The 24344-nt window shown below is 67.1% G+C and carries 23 protein-coding genes and 1 pseudogene; 15 read left to right on the top strand and 9 right to left on the bottom strand.

From position 1 onward, the window contains the following. The 3 genes and pseudogenes from DAT37_RS11645 to DAT37_RS11635 all read right to left on the bottom strand — a co-directional run bounded on the left by DAT37_RS11645 (position 1) and on the right by DAT37_RS11635 (position 2150). Positions 1-1408: pseudogene (locus tag DAT37_RS11645) on the bottom strand (MFS transporter). A 3-nt stretch (positions 1409-1411) separates the two neighbouring features. Beyond that, positions 1412-1681, bottom strand: coding sequence for an SHOCT domain-containing protein (locus DAT37_RS11640; RefSeq protein WP_109524751.1), 270 nt, complete (start codon positions 1679-1681; stop codon positions 1412-1414). Positions 1682-1700: 19 nt separating this feature from the next. Then, positions 1701-2150, bottom strand: coding sequence for a DUF6325 family protein (locus DAT37_RS11635; RefSeq protein WP_109524820.1), 450 nt, complete (start codon positions 2148-2150; stop codon positions 1701-1703). Positions 2151-2474: 324 nt separating this feature from the next. Between DAT37_RS11635 and DAT37_RS11630 the strand changes: the two genes are divergently transcribed. The 3 genes from DAT37_RS11630 to gloA2 all read left to right on the top strand — a co-directional run bounded on the left by DAT37_RS11630 (position 2475) and on the right by gloA2 (position 4836). Next, the gene (locus DAT37_RS11630; RefSeq protein ID WP_109524750.1) at positions 2475-3785 is read left to right on the top strand and encodes a hypothetical protein; all 1311 of its coding nucleotides are present in this window, start codon (positions 2475-2477) and stop codon (positions 3783-3785) included. A gap of 44 nt (positions 3786-3829) precedes the next feature. Beyond that, complete coding sequence (locus DAT37_RS11625) at positions 3830-4366, top strand: hypothetical protein (protein WP_109524749.1); 537 nt, start codon at positions 3830-3832, stop codon at positions 4364-4366. An 83-nt stretch (positions 4367-4449) separates the two neighbouring features. Continuing rightward, positions 4450-4836, top strand: a complete 387-nt coding sequence (gene gloA2, locus DAT37_RS11620) for an SMU1112c/YaeR family gloxylase I-like metalloprotein (RefSeq protein WP_109524748.1) — start codon at positions 4450-4452, stop codon at positions 4834-4836. 10 nt (positions 4837-4846) lie between these two features. Here gloA2 and DAT37_RS11615 read toward each other — a convergent pair whose 3' ends face one another. Continuing rightward, positions 4847-5644: a HugZ family pyridoxamine 5'-phosphate oxidase gene (locus DAT37_RS11615; protein ID WP_109524819.1), complete on the bottom strand. Its 798-nt coding sequence runs from the start codon at positions 5642-5644 to the stop codon at positions 4847-4849. A gap of 289 nt (positions 5645-5933) precedes the next feature. Between DAT37_RS11615 and DAT37_RS11610 the strand changes: the two genes are divergently transcribed. Continuing rightward, positions 5934-7028 (top strand): hypothetical protein, encoded by a 1095-nt coding sequence (locus tag DAT37_RS11610; protein WP_198654192.1) that lies wholly within the window; start codon positions 5934-5936, stop codon positions 7026-7028. A 21-nt stretch (positions 7029-7049) separates the two neighbouring features. Here the strand turns inward: DAT37_RS11610 and DAT37_RS11605 are convergent, their stop codons facing one another. From DAT37_RS11605 to DAT37_RS11595, 3 genes are all read right to left on the bottom strand, one after another. Next, complete coding sequence (locus DAT37_RS11605; protein WP_109524747.1) at positions 7050-8261, bottom strand: PGAP1-like alpha/beta domain-containing protein; 1212 nt, start codon at positions 8259-8261, stop codon at positions 7050-7052. A 49-nt stretch (positions 8262-8310) separates the two neighbouring features. Further along, entirely contained in the window at positions 8311-9219 is a 909-nt protein-coding gene (locus DAT37_RS11600) for an SMP-30/gluconolactonase/LRE family protein (protein ID WP_232839688.1), read from the bottom strand. 677 nt (positions 9220-9896) lie between these two features. Next, positions 9897-10613 (bottom strand): metal-dependent hydrolase, encoded by a 717-nt coding sequence (locus tag DAT37_RS11595; protein WP_109524745.1) that lies wholly within the window; start codon positions 10611-10613, stop codon positions 9897-9899. A 507-nt stretch (positions 10614-11120) separates the two neighbouring features. On the opposite strand from DAT37_RS11595, the gene DAT37_RS11590 reads away from it, so the two are divergent. From DAT37_RS11590 to DAT37_RS45385, 8 genes are all read left to right on the top strand, one after another. Beyond that, entirely contained in the window at positions 11121-12455 is a 1335-nt protein-coding gene (locus tag DAT37_RS11590; protein ID WP_232839687.1) for a sensor histidine kinase, read from the top strand. Beyond that, on the top strand, positions 12455-12871 hold the full coding sequence (locus DAT37_RS11585; RefSeq protein ID WP_109524744.1) for a roadblock/LC7 domain-containing protein: 417 nt from the start codon (positions 12455-12457) through the stop codon (positions 12869-12871). The genes DAT37_RS11590 and DAT37_RS11585 overlap by 1 nt, the downstream gene beginning before the upstream one ends. Beyond that, positions 12868-13245, top strand: coding sequence for a DUF742 domain-containing protein (locus DAT37_RS11580; RefSeq protein WP_109524743.1), 378 nt, complete (start codon positions 12868-12870; stop codon positions 13243-13245). The genes DAT37_RS11585 and DAT37_RS11580 overlap by 4 nt, the downstream gene beginning before the upstream one ends. Positions 13246-13297: 52 nt before the next feature. Further along, the gene (locus DAT37_RS11575; RefSeq protein WP_232839686.1) at positions 13298-13873 is read left to right on the top strand and encodes a GTP-binding protein; all 576 of its coding nucleotides are present in this window, start codon (positions 13298-13300) and stop codon (positions 13871-13873) included. Continuing rightward, positions 13870-15156 (top strand): cytochrome P450, encoded by a 1287-nt coding sequence (locus DAT37_RS11570; protein WP_232839685.1) that lies wholly within the window; start codon positions 13870-13872, stop codon positions 15154-15156. The genes DAT37_RS11575 and DAT37_RS11570 overlap by 4 nt, the downstream gene beginning before the upstream one ends. A 35-nt stretch (positions 15157-15191) precedes the next feature. Beyond that, complete coding sequence (locus DAT37_RS11565; RefSeq protein WP_109524741.1) at positions 15192-16379, top strand: cytochrome P450 family protein; 1188 nt, start codon at positions 15192-15194, stop codon at positions 16377-16379. 168 nt (positions 16380-16547) lie between these two features. Next, on the top strand, positions 16548-17600 hold the full coding sequence (locus tag DAT37_RS11560; protein WP_109524740.1) for a fused (3R)-hydroxyacyl-ACP dehydratase subunits HadA/HadB: 1053 nt from the start codon (positions 16548-16550) through the stop codon (positions 17598-17600). 354 nt (positions 17601-17954) lie between these two features. Then, positions 17955-19838, top strand: a complete 1884-nt coding sequence (locus DAT37_RS45385) for a DUF4153 domain-containing protein (protein ID WP_232839684.1) — start codon at positions 17955-17957, stop codon at positions 19836-19838. 10 nt (positions 19839-19848) lie between these two features. Here the strand turns inward: DAT37_RS45385 and DAT37_RS11550 are convergent, their stop codons facing one another. Both DAT37_RS11550 and DAT37_RS11545 read right to left on the bottom strand, forming a co-directional pair. Beyond that, positions 19849-20547 (bottom strand): SDR family oxidoreductase, encoded by a 699-nt coding sequence (locus tag DAT37_RS11550; RefSeq protein WP_232839683.1) that lies wholly within the window; start codon positions 20545-20547, stop codon positions 19849-19851. Positions 20548-20606: 59 nt separating this feature from the next. Next, positions 20607-21278, bottom strand: coding sequence for a TetR/AcrR family transcriptional regulator (locus DAT37_RS11545; protein WP_198654191.1), 672 nt, complete (start codon positions 21276-21278; stop codon positions 20607-20609). 85 nt (positions 21279-21363) lie between these two features. Between DAT37_RS11545 and DAT37_RS11540 the strand changes: the two genes are divergently transcribed. From DAT37_RS11540 to DAT37_RS11530, 3 genes are all read left to right on the top strand, one after another. Beyond that, positions 21364-22500, top strand: a complete 1137-nt coding sequence (locus DAT37_RS11540) for an FAD-dependent oxidoreductase (protein ID WP_109524812.1) — start codon at positions 21364-21366, stop codon at positions 22498-22500. 450 nt (positions 22501-22950) lie between these two features. After that, entirely contained in the window at positions 22951-23277 is a 327-nt protein-coding gene (locus DAT37_RS11535; protein WP_109524739.1) for an amphi-Trp domain-containing protein, read from the top strand. Between the two features lie 358 nt (positions 23278-23635). Continuing rightward, positions 23636-24118, top strand: a complete 483-nt coding sequence (locus DAT37_RS11530) for a hypothetical protein (RefSeq protein ID WP_157978419.1) — start codon at positions 23636-23638, stop codon at positions 24116-24118. Positions 24119-24344 lie beyond the last annotated feature (226 nt).

Here is a 24344-nt window from a genome sequence, read left to right as displayed (position 1 = left end):
TCACGGCTCCGACGCTGCGCGGGTGCGACCGATCGCGCGCCGAGGCAACAGGCCGGTCGCGAACAGCGCGGTGATGGCCAGCAGCGCGGTCACCGCGAAGGCCACCCGCAAGGCGTCGAGCCTGGCATCGGCGTTGATCTCGACGACCGCGTCGGCGGTCTGACCGGTGACACCCGCGGAGGTCAGCGCGTCCTGCAACTGCGGCGTCGACAGGAACGGCACGCCGTCGGCAAGTTCGGTGGACGCGCGCTCGGCCACCGAAGCCGGAACAGCCGGATTGTCCTCGATACCGGCGAGCACCGAACCGGTCAGCGTCGCGATGAGAATCGAGCCGATCAGCGCGGTCCCCAGCGACGCACCGAGATTGGTCGCGGTGTTCTGCAATCCGCCGACCTCGGCGCTCTCAGAATCGGCCACCGAGGACACGGTGATCGCCCCCAACTGCGAGGACAACGCACCCAACCCGAACCCCATGAACAGCATCGGCACCATCACCACGCTCGCGTCGGCCGCCGGATCCACCCCGGCCACCAGCATCACGATCCCGACGATCATCGATGCCAGTCCGACCCGCACCACACGCCGAGGATTCGCGTCCGGCACGAATTTCGGAATTCCCGCCGCCGCCAGTACCAACGCGGCCGACAACGGCAGGATCCGCAGACCCGTCTCCATCGCGCTGAGTTCGAGAACCACCGAAAGGAACAGCGGAACCGAGAAGAACACACCGGCCTGGATCAGGAACTGGGCGAAGAACATCGTGAGCCCGCCCGCCAACTGACGGTTGCGCAGCATGCCCGGTCGCACCAACGGCTCCCCGCCCTTCGCGGCCACCCTGATCTGCCAGCGCATGAATCCGTACAGCACCACCAGTCCGCCCATCAGCAGCCACACCACCGGCGACAACCCGAACACCTGCGGACCGTTCGGCTTGGACCGCACCCACCCCCACTCGCTCGAACGCAGCACACCGAACACGACCATGCCCAGACCGAGTACCGAAAGGGCCGAGCCGACGATGTCCAGGCGCACCGCCGACGAGGCGGGCGCGTCTTCGATACGCCGCAGGACCGCCAGGATCATGACGACGAGAACGACCTCACCGGCGAATACATAACGCCAGGACGCGAAGGTGGTGACAGCGCCGCCGAGCAGCGGCCCCACCGCCACCGCCGCCGCGCCCGCCGCGGCCACCAACCCGTATGCGCCCGCGCGGCGTTCGGACGGAAAGTTGGACGCGACCAACGACACGATTGCCGGCATGATCAGCGCCGCGCCGAGGCCTTCGAGCAGTGACCAGCCGAATCGACACATTCATCACGGAACTGTCCAGGGTCATCAGGAACTGGCCCGCGCCCAGAACCGCGAGGACCAGGCCCGTGCCCGCTCGCGTCGGCGCGTCGCCCACCGGTCAGGACGCCAAGATCTTTGCCTTCATGGCATTGAACTCGTTCTCGTCCAACACACCCTGCGCTTTGAGCTCCCCGAGGCGCTGCAAGGCCTCGAGCGGGTCGGTGGCGGGTGCGGCCTGCGGAGCGGGCTGCGGCGGGGGAGCCTGCTGCGGTGCGGGCGCCTGCTGGGCCCACCTCTGGCCCTGCCGTCGTGACACGCGATTGGACACCGCCGTCGCGGTGCCGGCGATCGCGGCGGTGCGGGCGACTCCTCGCAAGAGACCGGGCATGATGTGCTCCTTCGATCCGTCAGCGGGCGGTTTCCAGTGCGTCGAGCGCACCGAGCAGACTCTGGGTGGGAATGCGGCCGGACGCGACGAGCTGTGCGCCGCTGCGCCGCAACGCCACAGCGAACGGTGCGGCCCACCGGTTCTCGTAGACCACGACGGCCCCCGACGCACCCGGTTCCAGCGCCTCGCCCGCCTCGGCCAGATCGTTGCGATCCAGCAGACCCGAGGTCGCCTCCGCGAACAGCGTGATGTCGACTTCACCCTCCAGCCCGACTTCGCTGATCTCGAGCCCGACCAGTGAACCGTCCTGCTGCTTCCGCACGAAACCGAGGTCGAGTACGCGAATGATGTCCCGCTCGACCAGATCTCGCAGTAGCGGCAATGCCGAACCATCGGGTTGCCGGTCCGCGGGGAATTCCACCACCAGATAATCGATGGGGCCGAGTTCCTCGATATCCGTCTCGTTCACCATGGATCCTCGTTTCGGACAGATCAGGGTGATGGTCAGCCATCGATCGCCACCACCGCGGGGGTAAGTGCGCGCCGGACCCTCGGACGCGGTACGGGATTCACGATCCGATACCCGCGTCGACAGCCGGTGGAACAGAGTATTCCACGGACGGCAATGCGGGGATAGAGCACAAAATGATCACTCTCGACCGGTCCCGAACAGTGTCATCGACCTCGATACGGATGCTGATAATCTTGCTACGGTCTGATTGCGCGACCGTTGATTTCGAACCCTGTATTCCGCCGTGTTATTCGTTTCGATCGAACGGATACGGACAAATCCATGAATTCTCCGGAAGTCGGCGCACCACTGGATGCCGACGAACGCGCGGAACTCGAGCGCCTCCGTCGTGAAGTCACCCGAAAAGCGGAAACGCGCGGCCATCGCGGATTGCGCTGGACCGGCGCGGCGATCCTGCTCGTACTCGTCGCCGTCCTCGCCTTCGCGGCCGTTCCCGCGCGCTACGTCCGCGCCGAGGTACTCGACACCGACCGATACGTGCAGACGATGACACCGCTGGCCGCCGACCCGGTCCTGCAGGCCGAACTGTCGGACCGGATCACCGACCAGATCATGACGCGCGTCGACGTGCAGCGCCTGACCACCGAGGCATTGACCGCGCTGACCGAGAACGCGCCACGCGTACCCACCGCCGTCATCGGCCTCGCCCCCGTCCTCGCCGACGAAGCCCGCTCCTTCGTCCACGACACCGTCGACTCCTTCGTGGCATCGGACCGATTCGAGGCACTGTGGATCCGGGCCAACCGGGAAGCGCACAAGACGATGGTTGCGGTCGTCACCGGGGAGACCAGGCCCGGCGTCCGCATCGGCGACGACGGCACCGTCGCCATCGCGCTGGGCCCGATCATCGACGGTGTGCGCGCCGAACTGGACGAGCGCGGATTCACCTTCGCCGACAAGATCCCCGACGTCGACGCGACCTTCGTACTGTTCGAATCACCCGGACTCGTCAAAGCCCAGCGAGCGGTGTCGGCGCTGAACAACGCGGCCACCGTCCTGCCGCTGGCGGTACTGCTCGTGGCGGCCGGGGCCGTGCTGCTCGCGCCGGGAGGCAGTCGCCTGCGAGCCTTCTCGCTGGTCGGGGTCGCCATCGCCGCCGCCATGCTGCTGCTGGTCGTGGCGATCAGCATCGGCCGCGCGGTCTATCTCGGAGACGTGCCCGGCGAGGCGCTGTCCCGCGACGCGGCCGCGGCCCTGTTCGACACGCTCGCCCTGCCGCTGCGCACCGCCATGCGCGCGGTATTCGTGCTGGCCGTGGCGATCGCGGCGGTCGGCTACCTGGTCGGATCCTCGAAATCGGCCCGGTCGGTCCGGCGCGGATTCGGCGCGCTCACCGACCGGGTCCGCGGTCCGGCCGACGGCCGCGCCCCGCACCCGGTCGAAGTCGCCGTCGCCTCGCACCGGGTCGCCCTGCGGGTCGCCGTCGTCGCGATCGCCGCCATCACGCTGGTGTTCTGGAAGTACCCGTCCGGGCTCGTCGTGATGGTCACCCTCGTGATCGCCGCGGCCGCACTGCTACTCGTGGAACTGATCGCCCGCCCAGCCCTCACCGCAGGGCACCGCACGCCGTGAGTCGCCGATCGCGCTCGCGGCCCGCACGGCGAGGGTGAGGCCGTGTGAAGACCGTCTCCGACACGCTGCTGCACCGTCCGCTGTTCTCACGCGACAAACCACTGGACCGCAAGAACGCCGCGGGGCGGATCAGCGCCTACATCTACGGCAACGTCCTCGTCCTCGCGGCGCTGGTACCCGTCGTCACCACCGACGTCCACGCCGGAATCCTGATCGTGCTCGGCACGGCGCTGTCGACGTTCGTGGCGCACCTGTTCGCCGAGGCGGTCGGCCGCAGCGTCGGCGAGGGCAGCGTCGGCACCCGCGCCGACCAATTGCGCGGCCTGCGCAATTCCGTGCCGATCCTCACCTCCGCGCTACTGCCCTGCGCCATCCTCGCCACCGGCCTGCTCGGATGGCTCGACCACGGAACCGCGCAACTGGTCGCCGAGATCGTGATCCTGCTGCGCATCGGCGGCATCGTCTTCGTCATCGGCCGACTCAAAGGCGAACCTCCCACCAGAGGATCGGTGCTGGCCGCGCTCGCGCTCACCGCCGTGGCCACCACCGTCGTCGTCGTGAAAGTGATCCTCACGCACTGACAGCGCGCCCGGGTTGCGGGATCGCGGCGTATACGCCCCGACATCGCCCGCCCGACCCCGGCCCTGCGCTACCGTCTGCGCCCATGGAATTCCTCGGGATCCACCACATAGCGATCATCGCCTCGGACTACCGGAAATCGAAGGAGTTCTACACCGGCACCCTCGGGCTCGAGGTCATCGCCGAGGAGTACCGCGCCGAGCGTCGCTCCTACAAACTCGATCTGGCGATACCCGGCGGCGGCCGCGTCGAACTGTTCTCCTTCCCGGTCACCCCGCCCCGGCGAACCCGACCCGAGGCGTGCGGTCTGCGCCACCTGGCCTTCGTGGTCACCGACGTCGCCGCCACACTCGCCGAACTCGCCGCCCGCGGTGTCCGCACCGAGGAACTGCGCGTGGACGACGCGACCGGCAAACGGATGGCCTTCTTCTACGACCCCGACGACCTGCCGCTGGAACTGTACGAAGCGTGAGGGCGCCGACTCAGGCCTCGGGCGCCCGCCGCGCCAACTCGACCGTCGCCGCCCTGAGCTGATCGGCGCTGTCGATCCGCTGCGCGTACCCCACTCGGGTGCGTGCCACACCGCGCGCGGTGACCACCCGAAGATCGAGCCCGTACCGGTCGGCCCGCTCGCACGCGGCCTCGCTCGCGTCGGGATAGCCACCCAGAACCCGCGCCATCGACAGCAGCGAATCCGCGTGATCGGCGTTCAGATGCTCGATCGCGCGCGCCGCGCTCGGCACCACCGGATCCGGTGCCGCCGCCGCGTAATCCTCGGCGCTCGCCGAATCCATCCGCCCGTACCCGCCGACCCAGCGAATCCGGCGCACCCGCAACACCCACAGCGAGAAATCGCTGTAATCGATGTAGTACTTCGCCGCGGGCACCGCCGCGAGATGCGCCTCCCGCGCCGCCGCCGCTTCGTCGCCGACGGGCAGTTCCACCACACCGGCCAGCGTGATCCGACTCCCCGCCAACGGGTCGGCGGGCGGATTCGGCTCGACCACCGCGATGCTCGCACGTGGATCGGCTTCCAGATTGCGACCGTGCTCGGCCATCCGCGACACGCACAGCACCGGCTGACCGTCGAGCAGGCCGTAGGTGACGAACGACGCCCACGGCGTCCCGTCCTCGCTCAGACTCGCCAGCGTCGCGGTATTGGTCGACGCGGCGATGGTCCTCGCCTCCTCGGCCGCCGCCGGACGCGCCGAATTCACCACCGGCGCGGTGGGCGCCGGAATCGAAGGCGCGTCGCCCGGGTCACCGTGATCGAGAGTCATCTGCCATCCTTGGTCCGGCCGGGCAGGTCTGCCCGGAGCCTGCCGTCGATTGTCGCACCGCGACCACCGGTCCCCGGTCGGCGAGTCCGCTCGCGGACGCACCGGTGCGCCGACGTGACGCATCTCGCGTCCGGCACCGGGAACCGCCGCGACCGGTTCGCGAAAACACGTCGTCAGCAAGGGTTTTGTCGCCGTAGGTCACCGAACGGCGTGGAAACGCCCGGCCCCGTGTCGCAAATGGGACGTATTGCGCAAGCGCCGCGACGGTATATCGGCAAGACTGAGCGACGTGACCCGATACGCATTCGACGCAGGCCGCAACGCACTCGTGGCAATCTGGGCGACCGGACGCGGCGACCTGTCCGAGACCGTGGCCGTGCTGCCACCGGTCACTTCGGATCAGGCGACGAGCCTCGCGTCGAATCTGACCACGCTGTCGCGATTCCAATGGCGCACCTACACCCACCCCGCCAGCGCCGCGGGCGATCCCGACGTGCCCAACAGCGAGGCGTGGCGACGGGCCGAGGAACGCCGCAACTTCAAAGAGGTCGAGGCGGGCATACGTGCCCCGCACCTCCCCACCGAAGAGGGACTGATCGTCTCCTACAGCGGCGTCGTCGAATCCGCGCACCGGGTCGGACGCGCACTGCACGGAATCGACATCGAGACATTGACCGACGTCATCGTCTCCGAGGTCGAGCGGGAACAGGCGGCGATCGAATCCGCCGAACTGGGGGATCTGTCGGGCCGCTCGCGCCAAGCGGTGGAGATGTCGCGCCCCGACGTGTCCCCGGCGCAGGTCCAGGCCGCCCACGAACTGCTGCGCGCCGACCCGCTCGGCTCCCTCGAACTGTTCACCGAACTCGACCCGGCCTCGGCCTCGGTCGCGGCCGCCCACTGGCTCTACGCCGCCGCGGAGGTGACCGCGGAGATCGCCGACGTACCCGCCGCCGAAGTCGTGGTCGAAGCCGACGATATCGAGGCGCTCCAGGTCCAGACCCCGACGCTGGTCCTGGAACGCTCGGTCGCGGGGGAGAGCCCCACCGAGATCGTCGTCGATCTGATCGCCGAGGCCATCGCGGTATCCGAGGGACATGTGCCCTCGCCGTGGGGTGTCGTCGCCCGCGTGGCCGAAATCGAGGAGCAGGCGCGCAAATACGAGGTCGACAGTGCCACGCGCGCCGCGATGCTCGCCGAATTCCGGATCAGCAGGCTCGACCCGGTCCGCCCCGCGCTGGACCTGCTCGAAGATCTGCTCGACGGAATCCGCGGATGCCTGCTGCTCTACGCGGCACACAGCGCGGGCGACGACGACGCGATCGAGGAACAGTTCGCCGTCGACGTGCGCGCCGAAGCGGAAGCCCACTCCGACCAGCTGTTCTGACCGAACCGAATATTCGCTCCCTCAGCCGGTGCTGTCGGCCCGCGCCGCCTCCGAAGCGCCGAGCCAGTCACGCAGCGCCGCGTACACGGCCTCGTGGTTCAGGAGCGTGAAATGGTTCGCCCCCGGCAGATGTAGCCCGTTCGATTCCTCGAAGCCGATCCGACGGGATCGGTTCCTGCCCGCGCCACTGGGTGTGAGCACCAGGCCGTCACCGAGTACGCGCCCGAGTGGATTACGTGGACTGCGGGTGATACTCGCAGTCACGAAGTAGTGGTCGACGCCTTCGAGCAGCGGAATATCGGCGGCCTCGGCGTCCTCGAGTACCGATCCCCGCCGCAGATCCCGAATTCCGGCACTGCGCCTGCGCAGCAAACGCCCGAACGGACGTGTCTCCGGCAGCAGACCGAGCAGCGACGAGCCGTGGTGCACCACCTGTTCCAGCGGCGCACCCAGATGCGGAGAACCCAGGCACACGACCTTGCGCACGGCGCGCACCCATGTCCGTCCGGCTTCGGTGGCTTCGAAACACGCGCCGCGCACGATCAGCCCGCCCATCGAATGACCGACCAGCGATATCCGCTCGACCGGCACGGGCCAGTGATCGACCAGCCGCTGCATCAGTTCGCTCAGCTGCGCGGCATTGTCGTGAATGCGCAGACCGCTGTTGTATCTGATCTGTAGCGCCGAACAGCCCATGTCGGTGTCGAGCCGCTCGGCATAGCTGGGCCCGCCGCCCAGATGCCAGGCATGTTCGGTTTCCACCAGTCCGTGCAGGAAGACCACGATATGCCCGCTCGGCCGTGTGAGTCCCGCCGCGACCTGTTCGGCGGCTATCGGCGCGCCCGCGCGCCGGAAGGTCATGGGGCCGGCCAGAATCGGCCGCTGATCGGCGAGCGTGTCACCGATCAGCCCCTGCAACGCGGCGAGCAATCCCGACCCGTAGACGGTGCGCGAGGGCGCGACGCCCGGTACGTCGGCCGTATGTTCCGCGACCGCGCCCGCGGCCACCGCCGCTGCGCTCACCGCCCGGTACACGCCGTCGGTGATCGCGTCGTGCACCAGTTTCACCGGCTGCGCCGCCGGTCCGACCCCGAGCCGCACGGCGGCGAAGACCCGGTCGGAGATCGCGCGGTGGACCGCGCCGATACCGTCGACCGCGCCGCCGAGTTCGTCTCCGGCCAATCGCGCCAGCGCCCGCACTTCGGCCTTGCGTTGCGGGTGGGTACCACTCATGCATTTCAGTGTACAGTCGTGCACTGAAATGGGTTGCGCTGCGGGTGGACTACGCCGGAACTCGCGTCACCGCCACCGCGGACTCCGTGAGGCTGCCCAGATACAACGTCCCGTCCTGCTCGACGACGCCGGTCACCATCGAGAAATCGGTGCCTTCGCATTGCAGGTCGTGCACCAACCGGCCGTCGAAGTCGACGGCCTGCACCCACACCGTGCGTTTCGGCTTCGGGCGGGCCCGATCCGGCAGCGCCCAGACGACGCGCCGCAGAATCCCCGGCAGCGGAAGCAGACGATCCAGCAGCGGATCCCTCGGAGCGGGAACCGCGATCCACACCAGACCGTCGCTGCCGAGGGCCATATTGTCCGGGAAACCGGGAAGATTCTCGACGAGGATGTCGTGGGTACCCGCCTTCGGGCCGGTGAGCCAATAGCGGGCCACCCGGTAGCCCGCGGTCTCCGCGACCAGCACACAGGTGCGGTCGGGGGCCAACACGACCCCGTTCGCGAATTGCAATCCCGTGAGAAGGGTTTCGACCCCGCCGTCCGGATCGCGCCGCATCAGCCTGCCGGTACCCGAATGCTCCAGCAGGTCGCCGGTGTATTCCGCGAGCGAGTACCGACTCGTGGACGAGGAGAAGTAGATCGTGCCGTCGGCGTCGCGCACGACATTGCTCGCGAACTTCAACCGCTCACCGTCGACTTCGTCGACGAGCACCTCCAACGTGCCATCGGGACGCCTTTCGAGCAGGCCCCGCTCGAAATCGCAGATGAGCAGACTTCCGTCCGCGTCGGCGTGCAGGCCGAGTGGCCTGCCGCCGGTATCAGCCAGTTTCCGCACCGACCCGTCGGCCGGATCGATCGCCAGGATGGAGCCGTCGTGTATTCCGACGATCAGCTTGCCGTCGGAAGAGAGGACGACATCCTCGGGCCCGTCGCCGGGGAGTTCGAGTCGGCTCACCGGGGGCAGGGGAGGAGTGCTGCTGGTTCGGCGTGCGCGAGCCGTGGCTCGGGGAGGTTGCCAGCGTTGCGGCTTCATTGTCGGTCCAGCGGTCATGGCTCAGGTTAGCTCGGGCGTCACGCATCGCATGGTCGGTTCAACCACAAAAGAAATCATGATACGTATATATGCGCATCAATGCATGCCAATCTCCTATCCATCCGTCGACAACGACTGACCGCACGACAAAAACCGCATAGAGCAGGGGAGTGGCCGCCGTGAAGCACCGCTGCAACGGGTTCGGCGGCCGCCGATATCGCGACCGTGTCCGGTCGGGTGACACGAGCTGTTTCGTCAGATATGGGTACGAGCGTCGGTCATCCCTGCACACCGGGGAAGTGTCGCCTCGAACCGCGGCCCGGCGATGAAGCTTTCGACGGCACCGTGCAGCTGTAGTCTGTCGGACTATGTGCTGCTTCGGCTCGTCGTCCACGTCGTATGTCGCACTGCGGGTCATTCGATAAATCCCGCTATCCGGATATGCGTATTAATGCACTGATGCCATACCCCGGCCGAGCTTCCTTCATAACAGCCACCACAAAGAAAGCTCCAGACGAGAAGGGCTCCACGCGCGGTACGTTTCCGTCTTCGACTGTCGAGTCGCCGGTGGTGGCGCCGATCAGGAATCGGCGCCGCTCTCAGGGCTGGCGTGTGATCGCGTACCAGAGCACCGCGAGCGTGCCCGCGACGAAAAGCGGTGAGATGAGCCAGGTCTCGACCTTGTTGCCGGTGCGTTCGATGATCGGGAACCGCACCCGGATGTCGAACGGCCAGAAGAGCCTGCATCCCTTGTCGGTGAGGCAGTCGCCGAGGATGTGGGCCAGGGCGCCGAGTCCGACGGCGAAGGGCAGCCACGACGGTTTGTCCGCGAGCCAGTGATCCATCGCGAATGTTCCGGCGGCGGCCAGGACGGCGACGGTGCCCCAGGCTTTCACGCTGTCGCCGCCGGGGCACAGGTGCAGGGCGCGAACGGCCAAGGCCAGCAGGAAGAATACGAGCGCGAGGGTGAACGGTTTGCCGAGCCAGTGCACGCCGGCCCACGTTCCGTAGGTGACGAGGGCGACGAACAGCAGTGAGTGCGTGCCGTGCCGATGTCCGCCGGACACCTTCGAGATGATGGTGCACAGGATGTGGGAGATCGGTCCGAGCACGTGCGCGATGGAACTGTTGGGGTGGTCCGCGTCCGGGAGCAGTGCGGCTCCCGCGGTGAGGAAGGTGCCGAGTAAGAGGTCGGCGATGCCGAGATGTCCGACGCCCGTCTGCACGGCCGGATAGGTCAACGCGGTGATGGGCAGCGCCACTGCTGCCCCCGACCAGGCCAACGCGCCACTGGTCGCATGTGAGTGTCCGAGCATAATGGTTCAACGCTAGTCGAACCGGCGAACGAACAGTAACGGCGTCGGAGACGAATAGCGTTGGTGCACTGGATAATACGTAGGTGTTGTCAAGATCACCAACGGGGCGATCGGCCTCATCGAACGATCCGCGTCGTCGTCGGGCGCAGCGAACAACCTGTCGCCGTGGCATTTCCGATGCGAGACGCGGGCGACCTCGTGGCAACACCTGTCGCACGCCCCGATTCGGCGGCCGTACGCAGCGCAATGCGGCTGATCGACATCTTCTCGTGACCTACCGGTCGCGTGCATTCCCGGCTACCGCTATGCTCGTGTCCCGATATTCGAAACTGCTTGTCGGTCTGCTTATTTGACAACGTCCGAACAAGAAGTGAGGTGTCAGGGGATAACGAATTCTCCCCGGTAGGCGAGCACGCGAGGGTGGTAGTACGGACTTTGTCACAGTCATCGAATCAAGTGGATGACGGCGTTGGGGACCCTCCGGTCCGTGGTAGGCGCCTCCCACACGTGACATGGTGGGGATGCCTTCTCATCTCCTCGGGCGGCGTCGGCGTCGCGGTGTACTACGCGCCGGAGGAAATGCGAATTCCGTTGGCCATCGGCGCCGGAACGACCGCGGTCGTACTTTCGGTAGCGGTGTCGGCGGCGGTGTATTTCCGGAGGGCTTCTCTGGATGCCCGCGCCGAGGTGGTCGCCACCCGTGAACAACTCGCGGCGGCGCGCGGCGATGTACTCGCCACCCGCGACGAAGCGCATGTCACCATCGTCTCAGCGACCGCCGAGCTACGTTCCCAGGTCGCGGCCGCGGAACAAGCCACGGCAGAACATTATTCGGCGGCCAGGAGCAGTGAGAGCCGTCGCGTGGCGGCCATGGCGGCGTTCGCGGGCGCCGCGGGACGTATGCAGGCGATGACGACGAGCATGCTCGCCGAGCTGCGCGAGATGGAGCACAAGCACTCCGATCCGTCCGTGCTCGCCGACCTGTTGCAGTTGGATCATCACACCGCCCAGGCGGGCCGTCTGGCCGACAGTATCGCGGTGCTCAGCGGTTCGCGGTCGGGTCGGCGCTGGGCCAAACCCATCGCCATGCAGTCGATTCTGCGTGGCGCGATGGGCCGCGTCGCCGGCTACCAGCGGGTCCGGTTGCGCGCCGTCGCGAATATCGCGATCGCGGGCCACGCGGCGGAGGGCGTCATGCACGCCCTCGCCGAGTTGATCGACAATGCCTGCAACTTCTCACCGCCCACCACCGAGGTGCATCTGTACGCGGCCGAGGTTCCGGCGGGCGTGGTGCTCACCATCGAGGACAGCGGCCTGGTGATGAGCGAGTCCGCGCTGCGGCGCGCCGAAGCCTCCGTCTCGTCTGTCGCGCCCGGTAGCCGGAACACCTCGGGCACGGATCTGTCGACCCTGTCGGGGACCAGGCTCGGTCTCGCGGTGGTCGGCTACCTGGCGCGCAAACACGGGCTCACCGTGTCCTACCGGCCCTCGGCCATCGGCGGCACCGCTGTCGTGGTCGTGGTGCCGCGAGATCTCACCACCAGGGTCGACATCTCCGTGGTCGAACCCCCGGTGGGTCCGCCCGCACCGAGGGCCCTTGCGGTCGCCGCGCCGGCCGCGGTCGCGCCGGCTCCGTCGTCGACCGGTATCGAACTGCCCAAACGGCGGCGTGGAAGTACTTTCGCCGCTGTCCATCCCGAAGGTCTGAGCGACAAGAAACCCGCCGAGATCAGCTCCCCGCCGACGACGACGAAACCCGCCGCGCTCGGTGCGTTCCAGCGGGCGATCACCGGCCGGGAGCCCGCCGTATCCGCCCCATCTGCCGCCCAGGAGAACGACTGATGACAACTTCCGTGCCCTCGCAGCTGAGCTGGTTGCTCGAACAACTCCTGTCCCGCACCCCTGGCACCAGGCATGCGCTGCTGCTGTCCAGCGACGGGCTCAAGATGTGCCACAGCGAACGCCTCACCGAGGACAGTGCCGATCAACTGGCGGCCATCGCCGCCGGGATCCAGAGCCTCTCGCACGGCGCGTCGATCGAATTCGGTGACGGACGCTCGGGTGTGCGTCAGTCGATGACCGAATTCCACGGCGGCATCCTGTTCATCGTCGACGCGGGCATGGGCGCGCATATCGCGGTCGTCGCGGGGGAGGACTCGGACGCGGGCCTGGTCGGCCACAACATGCGGGAGTTGGTCGAACAGCTCGGTGACCATTTGGCGACCACCCCGCGCTTCGGGGAGGAGAGCGTGTCGTGAGCAGTAGACCAGGCCGTGACGAGGATCCCGACCGGCTGTACACACTGACCGGCGGGCGAAGCAAACCGGATTACGAGCGCTTCGACTTCGTCACCCTGGTGGTCAGCGAATCCGAGCCGACGTCGGGGATGAGCAGTGAACACGCCGCGATCCTGACGATGTGCCGGGCGCCGACCGCGGTGGTCGAGATCGCCGCGGAACTTCGAATTCCCGTCGGCATCACCACGATTCTGCTTTCGGACCTGCTGCACGCGGGCAAGATCACTGTGCGTCATCCCCAGATCGGCAAGGCGACTACCCCCGGTGCGCCGTGGAATTCGATGCCGGACACCACCACCCTCGAGAAGGTGCTCGTTGGACTCCGCAATATTTGACCCTCGGCCGACCCGCGCCGACGCGCCGCTGCACTCGGATACCCGTCAGGGCTTGAAAATCGTGATCGTCGGCGGTTTCGGCGTCGGCAAGACCACGATGGTGCGTTCGGTGAGCGAGATCCGCCCCCTCGACACCGAAGCGACGATGACCCAGGAAGGTCTGCACGTCGATGATCTGACCGGGGTGACCGGTAAGACGACGACCACGGTCGCGTTCGACTTCGGGCGGATCAGCATCGACGCCGAACATGTCCTGTACCTGTTCGGCGCGCCGGGACAGGAACGGTTCTGGTTCCTGTGGGACCGACTGTTCACCGGTGCGCTGGGTGCGATCGTGTTGCTCGATCCGCTGCGGATCGCCGATTCGTGGTACGCCATCGATCGACTCGAGCACCAGGGGATTCCGTTCATCGTCGCCTGCAACAATTTCGGCGGATCGCTGGACCCGGCCAGGATTCGCGAGGCGCTCGATCTGGACCCGGATGTGCCCCTCATCGACTGCGACGCGCGGTCGCGTGAATCCTGTAGAGATGTGCTGGTCGCGCTGGTCGAGCGGCTGTTCGTGTGCCGCGCCGTCGCGCGTGAGCGTCGATCCTTCGTCGGACGGACCCCGGAGAACGTGTCGTGACCAACCCGAACGTCGTCTCCGAGGAGAGCGCGGGCACCCGTGCCGCGCCGTCGAGGAAAGCTCCGGTGCCGCTGAGCGGTCCGCGTTTCCATTCCGATCCGCAGCGCCTGTACAACGATATGCGGCGCGAGCACGGTCCGGTGGTCTCGGTGGAACTGCCCGGCGGGGTTCCGGCCTGGCTGGTCATCGGCTATCGCGAGATGCATCAGGTCACCAGTGATCCGGAGTTGTTCCCGCGTGATGTCGCGCTGTGGAACCAGTGGCCCGAGATTCCCGAGGACTGGCCGTTGCGGCCCATGGTCGGGCAGCCGATGCCGTCGGTCTACTACACCGCGGGCGCGGAACATCGCAGGCATATCGAGATGGTCGAGTCGGCGATGGACACCGTCGACCAGTACGCGTTGCGTCGCGTCTGTGAGGATCTGGCCGACCGGCTGATCGATCATTTCTGCGGTAAGGGCGAGGCCGAACTCGTCGCCGACTACGCCGAGCCGTTGCCGATTCTCGCGCTCGCCTGGATCCTCGGGTTCCCCGACGAGGTCGGCGGCCAGCTCGCGTGGACGATGAAGGCCCTCGCCGACGGTGGCGCGGACGCTCAGGCCGCGCACGGGCAGTTCTTCGGTCATATGCAGCAATTGCTGGCCTCGACCAAGGCGCGCCCCGGCGACAGTCTGGTCTCTCGGATGCTCGAGCACGAAGGATCGTTCACCGACGAGGAGTACGTGCTCGATCTGATGGCGATCACGGCGGCCGGGCATCTGCCGACCTCGGACTGGATCGGCAATTCGGTGCGTCTGATGCTCACCGACGACCGGTTCGCGGCGTCGATGGGCGGTGGCCGCCACAGTGTCGGTCAGGCGATGAACGAGGTCCTGTGGGAGGACACGCCGACCCAGATCCTGTCCGGTCGCTGGGCCGCCCGCGACACCCGGTTGGGCGACAGCGTGATTCGGCGCGGCGACATGCTGCTGCTCGGGCTGGCTGCCGCGAATTCCGATCCGCATGTGCGTCAGCACGTGGCCGATTCGGTGGAACCCGCCTACACCGGCAACTGCGCGCATTTCGCGTTCTCCCACGGTGAGTACCGGTGCCCGTTTCCGGCGCAGCAGATCGCCGAGATCATCGCGCGCACCGGCCTGGAGGTGCTGCTCGACCGCCTGCCCGATATCGATCTCGCGATTCCCGCCGAGACGTTGGTGCGTCGGCCTTCGGCGTTCCTTCGTGGAATGACATCACTGCCAGTCCGTTTCACCCCGGTCCGTGCTGTTGGAGGTACCCCGTGAGTCAGGTCTGCCCACACGCTCTCGTCATCGATCCCATGGTCGCTGATCTCGCGGGCGAGACCGCCCGGCTGGTGGCCGGGGATCCGGTCGCGCGTATCGAGTTGCTCGGGGTGCCCGCGTGGACGGTGACCCGTCACACGCTGGCCAGGCAGTTACTGGTCGATACCCGCTTGGTCAAGGACATCAACGCGTGGTCGCTGTGGCAGGACGGGGTGGTGACCAGGCAGTGGCCGCTGATCGGCATGATCGACGCGGGCCGTTCCATGTTCACCGTCGACGGTCCCGAACACCGCAGGCTGCGTATCAAGACCACGCAGGCGTTGACCAAACGTCGGCTGGACGGGCTGCGTCCGGCGGTCGAGCGGCTCACCGCCGAATTGCTCGATGATCTCGAGGAGGCGGGACGCGGGGGAGCGACGGTCGACCTGAAGTCCGTCTTCGCCTACCCGCTGCCGATGCGGGTGATCAGCGAGCTGATGGGTGTCGATCGCAGCGATCACGCGATGCTGCTCGACTGGTACAAGGCGTTCTTCTCGCTGTTGACTCCGCAGGACGAGCGGTTGCGCGTCATCGATGAACTCGACGCCTATTTCACCACCCTGGTACGCAAGAAGACCGCCGATCCGACCGACGACCTGACCAGCGCCCTGATCCAGGCCACCGACGGCGGCGAACCGCTGACCGAGGAGGAAGTGGTCGGTAACCTCAAGGCCCTCGTCGCGGCGGGCCACGAGACCACGATCGGGCTCATCCTCTGCGCGGTTCGCGCGCTGCTGAGCAATCCGGAGCAGTTGGCGCAGGTCAGCTCCGGTGATGTCGATTGGGATGTGGCGGTGGAGGAGACGCTGCGCTGGGACAGCCCGGTCACGCATCTGCTGATGCGTTTCGCGACCGAGGACATCAGCGTCGAGGGGATGACGATCGAGAAGGGCGAAGGTGTCGTCATGTCCTACCGTGCGATCGGGCGCGACAGTTCCGTGCACGGTCCGGACGCCGACGTCTTCGATGTCAATCGCCCGACGGCGAACCGGCACATCACCTTCGGGTACGGTCCGCACATCTGCCCCGGCGCCGCGCTCGCACGGCTCGAGGGCGGTATCGCCCTGCCCGCTCTGTTCGCTCGCTTCCCGCGATTGCAGCTGGCGACACCGGTGGAAGAGATCCACAATCTGCCGGTTCTGACACAGAATGATCTGGCGGCGTTCCCGGTTCGCCTCGGCTGATCGAGGTCGTGGCGGTGTCGTCGCAGGCGGCGGCACCGCGGTGATCTCTCACATCGTTTCGTCCGACGCGCTGTCGTGCTCGCTCGGATCCGACTGTCCTGGCACGATCGCACCCGGCTTTCCGATATCGTGCCGGGGGTCCGTTCCTCGAGCAAAGGGTAGGTTCACGTGAGTTCGGTAGTCGATGCACCCGATGTCGCGTCACAAGTGGGGCACTATTACCAGGCCGAAAGCACCTATGAGGTCGGGCGGGAGAAGATCCGCGAATACGCGCGGGCGGTGCAGGATTACCACCCCGCGCACTGGGACGAGGACGCGGCGGCGGAACTCGGCTACAGCGGTCTGGTCGCGCCACTGACCTTCACCTCGATTCCGGCGATGGCCGCCAACCGGCTGCTGTTCGAGACCGTGGTGGTCGGCTACGACATGTTCGTGCAGACCGAGCAGGTCTTCGAGCAGTACAAACCGATCGTCGCGGGCGACACGCTCGTCACCGACGTCGAGCTGTCCTCGGTGCGTCGGATCGCGGGCAAGGACCTCATCACCGTCACCAACACGTTCACCGACGGGTCCGGCGAGGTCGTGCACATCATGCACACGACCGTCGTCGGTATCGCCGGTGAAGGCGTCGATCCCGAGATCACCCACGCCGTGGAGAACATCATGGTGCACGGCGTGAACATCCTCGGCCGCGGCCGGACCGCCGAGGAGATCGCCGCCATCCGCGCGCAGCCGACGCCGCGCCGCCCGGAGGGTGAGCTGACCCTGTCGATGGAAGGCGCCGCCCGGATCCCTTGCACCGCAATCTCGTTCGACGATCTGAGTGTCGGCGACGAACTCCCGATCCGTAACGCCCGCATCTCCCGCGGTGACCTGGTGAACTACTCCGGCGTCTCCGGTGACGGCAACCCCATCCACTGGGACGACAGGGTGGCGCGGCTGGCCGGTCTGCCCGACGTCATCGCCCACGGCATGCTGACCATGGGCCTTGGCGCGGGCTTCGTTTCCACCTGGTCGGGCGATCCGGGAGCCGTCACCCGATACGGCGTCCGCCTGTCGAATTTCGCCCTGGTCGACGCCAAGGAAGGCGGGGAGATCGAATACACCGGCCGCGTGAAATCCCTCGATCCCGCGACCCGCAGCGCGGTCGTCAATATCGTGGCGAAGTCCGGTGGCCGCAAGATCTTCGGCTTGGCGACCACCAACATGCAGTTCCGCTGAGCAGAGCCGGGTGCGAGGTCGGCGAACCATCGTCGGCCACCACCGTCGAGTTCGCGGTGCTTGCGTCAGGCCGACGTAATTCGGTCGGCGGTTCGGGCGATCGCCAGCAGGTGCGCGCTGGTGTCGATGATCCCCGGGCAGAAGGGGTCGCCATGCCCGCACCGAGTCCCGGTTTCGCCACGCAGGCCCCGGGGGTTGGATGCCCGATGGTAGGTGTGCGGTATCGCGAGGGTGTGCGGCCGGGCGCGCGGTGACCGACAGCGGCTCGGGCCGTGGCGATCTCGGTTCGGCCCCACGCCGAATCTCCACATTTGACGCGTCTGCTCTCCACACCGTCTGGCTAGGGTCCCCCTCATGGCACAGCGCAGCGGTGACGGGGAGGGGTCGATGACCGACCACGGCGAGAAGGCGAACGAACGCGAGGCCGACGCGGCCGAGGCGACGTCGGACAGCACCACCGTCGAAGACGCGGCCGCGGAAATATCGGACGACCACCGCGTCCCGACGACAACGAGTGTGCAAGAGACCGCGCCGAAATCCGCGCCGTCGGTCCCCGCGCCCGAGACGGGGAAGCGGTCGACCCGCACCGACGCCGACCACATACCGATTCCACCACCGGGGCCGACGCCCTCGGCGACATCGGTTTCCGCGTCGAGCGGACCGGCCCCCGCCGGGTGGCCGATCGTGCCCGGCGGCTCCGCACCGTACGTACGCATTCCTCGCCGGCGTCATGTCGTGTGCCCTCCCGGAGTGCTGCCCGCCGCGGTCGTCAGCGGAACCGTCGCGGCGGCAGCGATTCCGCTGGATCGCCCGGGCCTGGGCTGGCTGCTGGCCGCCGCCGTCTCCGCGGTGGCGGTATTCGAGGTCGATCGGCGGGCGAGAAGGTCCGCTACACCGCCCCGATCGGTTCCGGCAGCGCGCGCGGCGGAGGCCGCCTCCCCATCGACGGAATCGGGGAGTGCGGCCGCCGTCGCCGTGATCGATTCCGAGACGGCCCAGACCGATCGAGGCGTGTCACCACTGGCCCTCGTGGTGGGCAATCGTGAACGGATCTGGTGGACCGCGATAGGTCTCGGCCTGCTGTCGGTGGGTACGTTCCGCGCCGCGGGCTGGCTGTTCGTGCTGTGCGTGATCGCGGCGTCGGTGGCGGGCTCGCTCGCGGTGATCGGGCGGCGCACGGCCCGGGGCACCTGGCACGACGTCGCGGCGGTACCGTTGGCCACGATCTCGGCGGCTATCCCGTGGGCATACGCGCGAGCCGAGGGGATTCGCGGCAATGGGCCGTCGGTGCGAACCAGTTGGTCGATCCTGGTCACCGGAGCGTTGCTCGCAATGTTGGTCCCGCTGCTCGCAAGCGCCGACGCGACATTCGGCGCGCTGGTCGGTGATGTGGTGCCCGAAGTCGGCACCGGCGCGGTCCTGCGGTGGATTTCTTTGTTCGTCGTGGTCGGGGCAGGTTCGCTGGGGGCGATGTACCTGCTGGCGGGACCACTGCCCACGGCCGTGGACGCCGCACCCGAGCGCGGCCTGCGCCGCCTGGAATGGGCGCTGCCGATGGGTGCGTTGACGGCGCTGTTCGCGTTGTTCGTCGCGGTTCAATTCGTCGCGCTGTTCGGTGGCGACGATTATGTGCAGCGCACCTCGGGTCTCACCTACGCCGAATACGCCCGCACGGGTTTCTGGCAGCTGTCGATCGTCTCGGTGCTCACCCTCGCCATCATCATGGTCGTGCTGCACCTGGCGGGCCGGGACAACGCCACCGACCGCGCGTGGTTGCGAATCCTGACCGGCGCGGTGAGCACGCTGTCGCTGGTGATCGTGGCCTCGGCCTTGGCTCGAATGTGGACCTACCAGCAGGCATACGGGTTCACGGTGCTTCGGCTACTGGTCGAGGTCTTCGAACTCTGGCTCGGCCTGATCTTCGTGCTCGTACTGGTCGCGTTGCCGCGACTGGATCTGGCCTGGCTGCCGCGCGCCGCTATCGGCACCGCCTTCGCGACACTGCTCGCGCTGGCGGTCATCGACCCGGAACGGCTGATCGCCGACCGCAACATCGACCGCTGGGAACACGGCGAATCAATCGACACCGACTACCTGACAACGCTGTCCCCGGACATCCTGCCCGCGCTGACTCGTCTACCCGTCCCGATGGGCACCCCGATCCGGTATTCGATTCGTGCCGAAGTACCCGACGATTCGTGGAATTCGTGGAATCGCTCGCGTGCCCGCGCACGCTGAATATCAGGGATCAGCGCGATCGGCGGAAGCCACCTTCGGTGTTGATGATCTGCCCGGTGATCCAGCGGGCCTCGTCGGTGGCGAGCCAGGCGATGAGGCGGGCCGGGTCGTCGGGGTCACCCCATCGCCCGGCCGGGAAGCGTCGTCGTACTGCCTCGTGGAGTTCCGGTGATGCGTATCCGGTGTCGACGGGACCGGGGTTGACGGTATTGAGGGTGATGGCCCGATCGGCGAGGTGATCGGCCAGTGTGGGGGTGATGGAGGCCAGTGCGCCCTTGGCCGTGGCGTAGGCGATCTCGTCGCGCATGGGGCCGAGGTCCTGCCCGGAGGTCATGAGGATGACGCGGCCGCCGTCACGTCGGTCGTGCTGTGCGGCGAACGCTTGGACGAGCAGGAGGACCGATCGGGTGTTCACGGCCCAGTGGGCGTCGAGCAGTGCGGCGTCCAGCGTGCCCAGGGGACCGTCTGCGCCGCTGCGGGCGTGGTTGCAGACAAGGATGTCGAGGTGGCCGAATGCTTCTGCGGCGGTGGTGATCAGCGCGGCAGGGGCGTCGGGATCGATGAGGTCGAGGCCGAGGTGATGGATCGAAGCGTCGTCGACGTGATGCAAGAACAGACTCGCCCCCGACGCAGCCAATCGGCGAGCGATGGCACAGCCGATGCCTTCGCGGCGGCTCACGCCGGTGACCAGGGCTACGCGACCGCGCAACGGCAGTGGATCGCTACCGAATCCCGCAGTCGCAGAATCGATGTGGTGCCCGGTCCACCTCAACGGACGGCGCTGATTCCGGCGAGGATGAGGTCGATGCCCGCGAGGAACTGTTCGCGGTCGTCGTGGTCGCGCAGTTGGGCCGACAACCTTCTGACGAAGGGGTATTCGGCCGGATCGAGGTGCGCCCACTGTTCGGCGATGGTGGCGAGGTGGGTCGAACGGTCCGTTTTTCCGCCGTGGATGCGGGCGTTCGCCGCGTTCTGTCCGGCGACGCCGAGTATGTAGTTCACGAGCGCGGACGCGGAGTCGAACTGAGCTCGTTCGGGAACGCCGAGCGCTTCGAGTTGACGACCGATACGTTCGAAGATTTGCAGCATGGCGGTTTGCGCGGGTTCGCGGGCGAGTTGGGCGCCGACCCAGGGGTGGGTGTCGATCACGTCGAATACGCCGAGTGCGACCGTGCGGATCACCTCCCGCGGCGTCGCGCCCTCGGTGATCTCGGTCATGACGCGGGCGATGACGTCGTCGGTGGTCGCGGCGAGGAGTTCGTTCTTGTCGGCGACATGCCAGTAGATCGCCCCCGGCCCCGTCGCCAAGCGTGCGGCGAGCGCGCGGAAGGTCAGAGCCCTTTCGCCCGCGGTGTCGAGGATCTCCCGCGCGGCCTCGACGATCCGCTGCTTGGAGAGCGCGTCCGCGCGACGTTCGGTCCGCTGTGACTTGGTCGCCATGCGGAATATCTTGACACGATTGGAACGATGTTCCAACATGGCTTCCATGGAACGCTGTTCCAACAAACTCGAAAGGAGTACCGAGATGACGACACCGATCACGATCATCGGCGCGGGCCTCGGCGGCCTCACCCTCGCACGCGTCCTCCACGTCCACGGCATCCCCGCCACGGTCTACGAGGCGGACGTCTCGGCAGACGCCCGCACCCAAGGCGGCCAACTCGACATCCACGAACACGACGGCCAGATCGCACTCGCCGCCGCGGGCCTCATCAACGAATTCCGCGCCGTCATCCACCGGGGCGGAGACGTCGCGCGGGTGCTCGACCAGCACGGCACGGTCCTGCTCGACGAATCCGACGACCGAACCGGCGCACGACCGGAAGTGCTGCGAGGCGACCTCCGCCGGATTCTGCTCGACTCCGTGCCCGCCGATACGGTCCGATGGGGACACAAGGTCACCCTGGTCCGCTCGCTCGGCGACGGACGACACGAACTGACCTTCGCCGACGGCTCGGCCGTCACGACGAATCTCCTCGTCGGCGCCGACGGCGCCTGGTCGAGAATCCGCCCGCTGGTATCCGACGCGAAGCCGGAGTACACCGATGTCACCTTCGTGGAGACATACCTCTACGACGTCGACCAACGGCACCCGGCGACGGCCGAAGCGGTCGGTGCGGGCGCCATGTACGCGCTCACCCCGGGAAAGGGGATCGTCGCGCACCGGGAAGCGGGCGACATCCTGCACACCTACGTCGAACTGAACCGCCCCGCCGAGTGGATCGCCGACATCGACTTCACCGACGCCACCGCCGCGAGAGCCCGAATCGCGGCCGAGTTCGACGGATGGGCCCCGGAACTCACCGCGCTGATCACCGACGGCGAAACCGCACCCGTCCCACGCATGATCCACACCCTCCCCGCCGCCCACCGCTGGGACCGCGTGCCAGGAGTGACGCTCCTGGGCGATGCCGCGCACCTGATGCCACCCTCCGGCGACGGCGCGAACCTGGCGATGCTCGACGGCGCCGAACTCGCGCGGTCGATCGCCGCGCACCCCGACGACATCGAAGCCGCCCTCACCGCCTACGAGACATTTCTGTTCCCGCGCAGCGCGGCGGCCTACGCGGACGCACACGAGGTGATCGACCTCTGCCTCGGCGAGCGCGCGCCGTTCGGACTCGTCGAACTACTCGAAGGCAGCCTCCAGGAACAGCACTGACTGCGACTTTGCCGCACATGCCGGAATGAAGCGTATTCACAGCTGACGCGCCATCTCCCATGGCTGACGATCCTGTTGGTGCCGCTGATCCTGGTGCTTCGCCCGAGAGTGCATCGATCACGCCCGAGAAGCCAGAGGCCCACCACGTCGGCTCCGCAGCGTCGCGTCGCCGGACCGACGCCCGTGCCGGACTCCGAATTGCTGGGTGCTGACGGGGGATCCACCGTATCCGTCGGTTATGGGGACGTCCCGGGCGACACTGAGTCGGCCGCGCCGGTAGCCCCGCAGATCGGACCGTGTGTTTGCCCGTAGGCGCGAGTTCGAGCCATACCTCTGGCACCGACCCCCGAGGTACCGACACGTCGGTTTTATAGCCGGTTCGCGCTGTCCGGCCCGCCGCGGCGGTTACGGTGAGTGCACGTCCACACTGAACCCAGGTCAGGAGTCGTCGTGCCGAAGTTGGAGATCAAGAGTAAATCCGAACTCTCCCGCAAAGAGGTATCCGAGCGACTCATCGCGATCGGACACGCCCTCGCCAGCGGCTCGGAGGTGGAAATGGGCTCCGGTGGCGATTCGATCGAAATCGTCGTCGCCGACCACGTCGAATGGGAACTCGAGATCGAAGTCGACGGCGACCGGACAGAAATCGAGATCGAGATCAGTTGGCGCGATGATCCGTCCGGCGGAGCCGTGGGCGACGCGGAGGCGGAGGCGGTGCCCGCGGTTCCACGCAAGGCCGCGCGGCGGGCCCGGGCCCGGAAAGCCACTGCCAAGTGATTCGCCGGTAATGACATGGATTCGGTGTGCGTTCATGCCACGCCCGTGACGCCTGTCGAGCACCGACCTGGTCGGTGACGCCGATGACCGGCGGTCGCCGATCGGGGCGTTGCTCGGCACGCAAATCGGGGATCGGGGCATCGGTGAAACGGAAACCGGATCGTTGCTGGTTGCGGTAGATGTGGGGGAGCCGCTTGCCGTTGTGAACGTGAATGTCGCCTGTTCCGGGATTAGAGTGGCAGGACCTGGAATGGAGGGCCTGAGGAGTACGCACCTGAGAGATACCGAGACCGCCTGTTCCGGAGACTGTTTCGATCCGGGGGATCGTTGGGTTCCAGTGGATCGCCGCTGGAAGGGCATGGACAAGCGGACTCTGGTGCCGGCGATGGTGGTGCTGGCTCTGGCTTTCGTACAGGGTGTACTGCTGCCGCGCATCGATGCGGCCGTCCCGGTCGATGATGTGACCGTGGTCGGCGATGTGATCGCGTTGGAGGGCGGCATCACGTTCCCGGCGGTCGCTGACTGGTCGCTGATGGACGGCGAGCGACTGGGTGAGGAAAGAAACACGCAGGCTTATCCCCGCGACGCGGTCCTGGCTCGCGGAGGTGCCCAGTTCAGTGTGCAGACCGGCGACTTCTCCGGTGACGTCGCCGCACTGCTGGCGCAGATCGAGAAGACCAACGATGCGTTGACCGGCGGGCACGGGTTGACCGCTGCGGGAGATCCGGTCGCGATCACCGCTCGAACCGGTGAGCCGGGTTTGATCACCAGGTACGCGTCGGCCGAATTGGACGGGGTGCTGGCCTCGAGGCAACGCGCCGCCCAGATCCCTACTAGTTGACATAATGTAGATTATCGGCGTTAAAATCCGCCTCATTTATGCCATATGGAAATAGCCTGAAGCGTCCGTTCCGAGGCCGCTCCGAAGGAGTTGCGAGCAATCCGGGATCGGCCGAGTTGAGATGCGACGCAAACCCCGGGAAAGTTTGCCCACTGACCTGATGGACAAGTTCTGTTCGCGCATAAATATGCATCACACATATCGTCACTGTGACGAATATTGCCCA

The organism is Nocardia aurea, assembly GCF_003123685.1.
GTDB lineage: Bacteria > Actinomycetota > Actinomycetes > Mycobacteriales > Mycobacteriaceae > Nocardia > Nocardia aurea.
This window is presented reverse-complemented; position numbering and strand designations above follow the sequence as displayed.

Excerpts from the sequence above, each read along its gene's own strand:
- DAT37_RS11540 (WP_109524812.1), top strand. The coding sequence starts at position 21,364 with ATGACGACACCGATCACGATCATCGGCGCGGGCCTCGGCGGCCTCACC.
- DAT37_RS45385 (WP_232839684.1), top strand. The coding sequence starts at position 17,955 with ATGGCACAGCGCAGCGGTGACGGGGAGGGGTCGATGACCGACCACGGC.
- DAT37_RS11565 (WP_109524741.1), top strand. The coding sequence starts at position 15,192 with ATGGTCGCTGATCTCGCGGGCGAGACCGCCCGGCTGGTGGCCGGGGAT.
- gloA2 (WP_109524748.1), top strand. The coding sequence starts at position 4,450 with ATGGAATTCCTCGGGATCCACCACATAGCGATCATCGCCTCGGACTAC.
- DAT37_RS11530 (WP_157978419.1), top strand. The coding sequence starts at position 23,636 with ATGGACAAGCGGACTCTGGTGCCGGCGATGGTGGTGCTGGCTCTGGCT.
- DAT37_RS11605 (WP_109524747.1), bottom strand. The coding sequence starts at position 8,261 with ATGAGTGGTACCCACCCGCAACGCAAGGCCGAAGTGCGGGCGCTGGCG.
- DAT37_RS11630 (WP_109524750.1), top strand. The coding sequence starts at position 2,475 with ATGAATTCTCCGGAAGTCGGCGCACCACTGGATGCCGACGAACGCGCG.
- DAT37_RS11545 (WP_198654191.1), bottom strand. The coding sequence starts at position 21,278 with ATGGCGACCAAGTCACAGCGGACCGAACGTCGCGCGGACGCGCTCTCC.
- DAT37_RS11615 (WP_109524819.1), bottom strand. The coding sequence starts at position 5,644 with ATGACTCTCGATCACGGTGACCCGGGCGACGCGCCTTCGATTCCGGCG.
- DAT37_RS11595 (WP_109524745.1), bottom strand. The coding sequence starts at position 10,613 with ATGCTCGGACACTCACATGCGACCAGTGGCGCGTTGGCCTGGTCGGGG.
- DAT37_RS11585 (WP_109524744.1), top strand. The coding sequence starts at position 12,455 with ATGACAACTTCCGTGCCCTCGCAGCTGAGCTGGTTGCTCGAACAACTC.
- DAT37_RS11640 (WP_109524751.1), bottom strand. The coding sequence starts at position 1,681 with ATGCCCGGTCTCTTGCGAGGAGTCGCCCGCACCGCCGCGATCGCCGGC.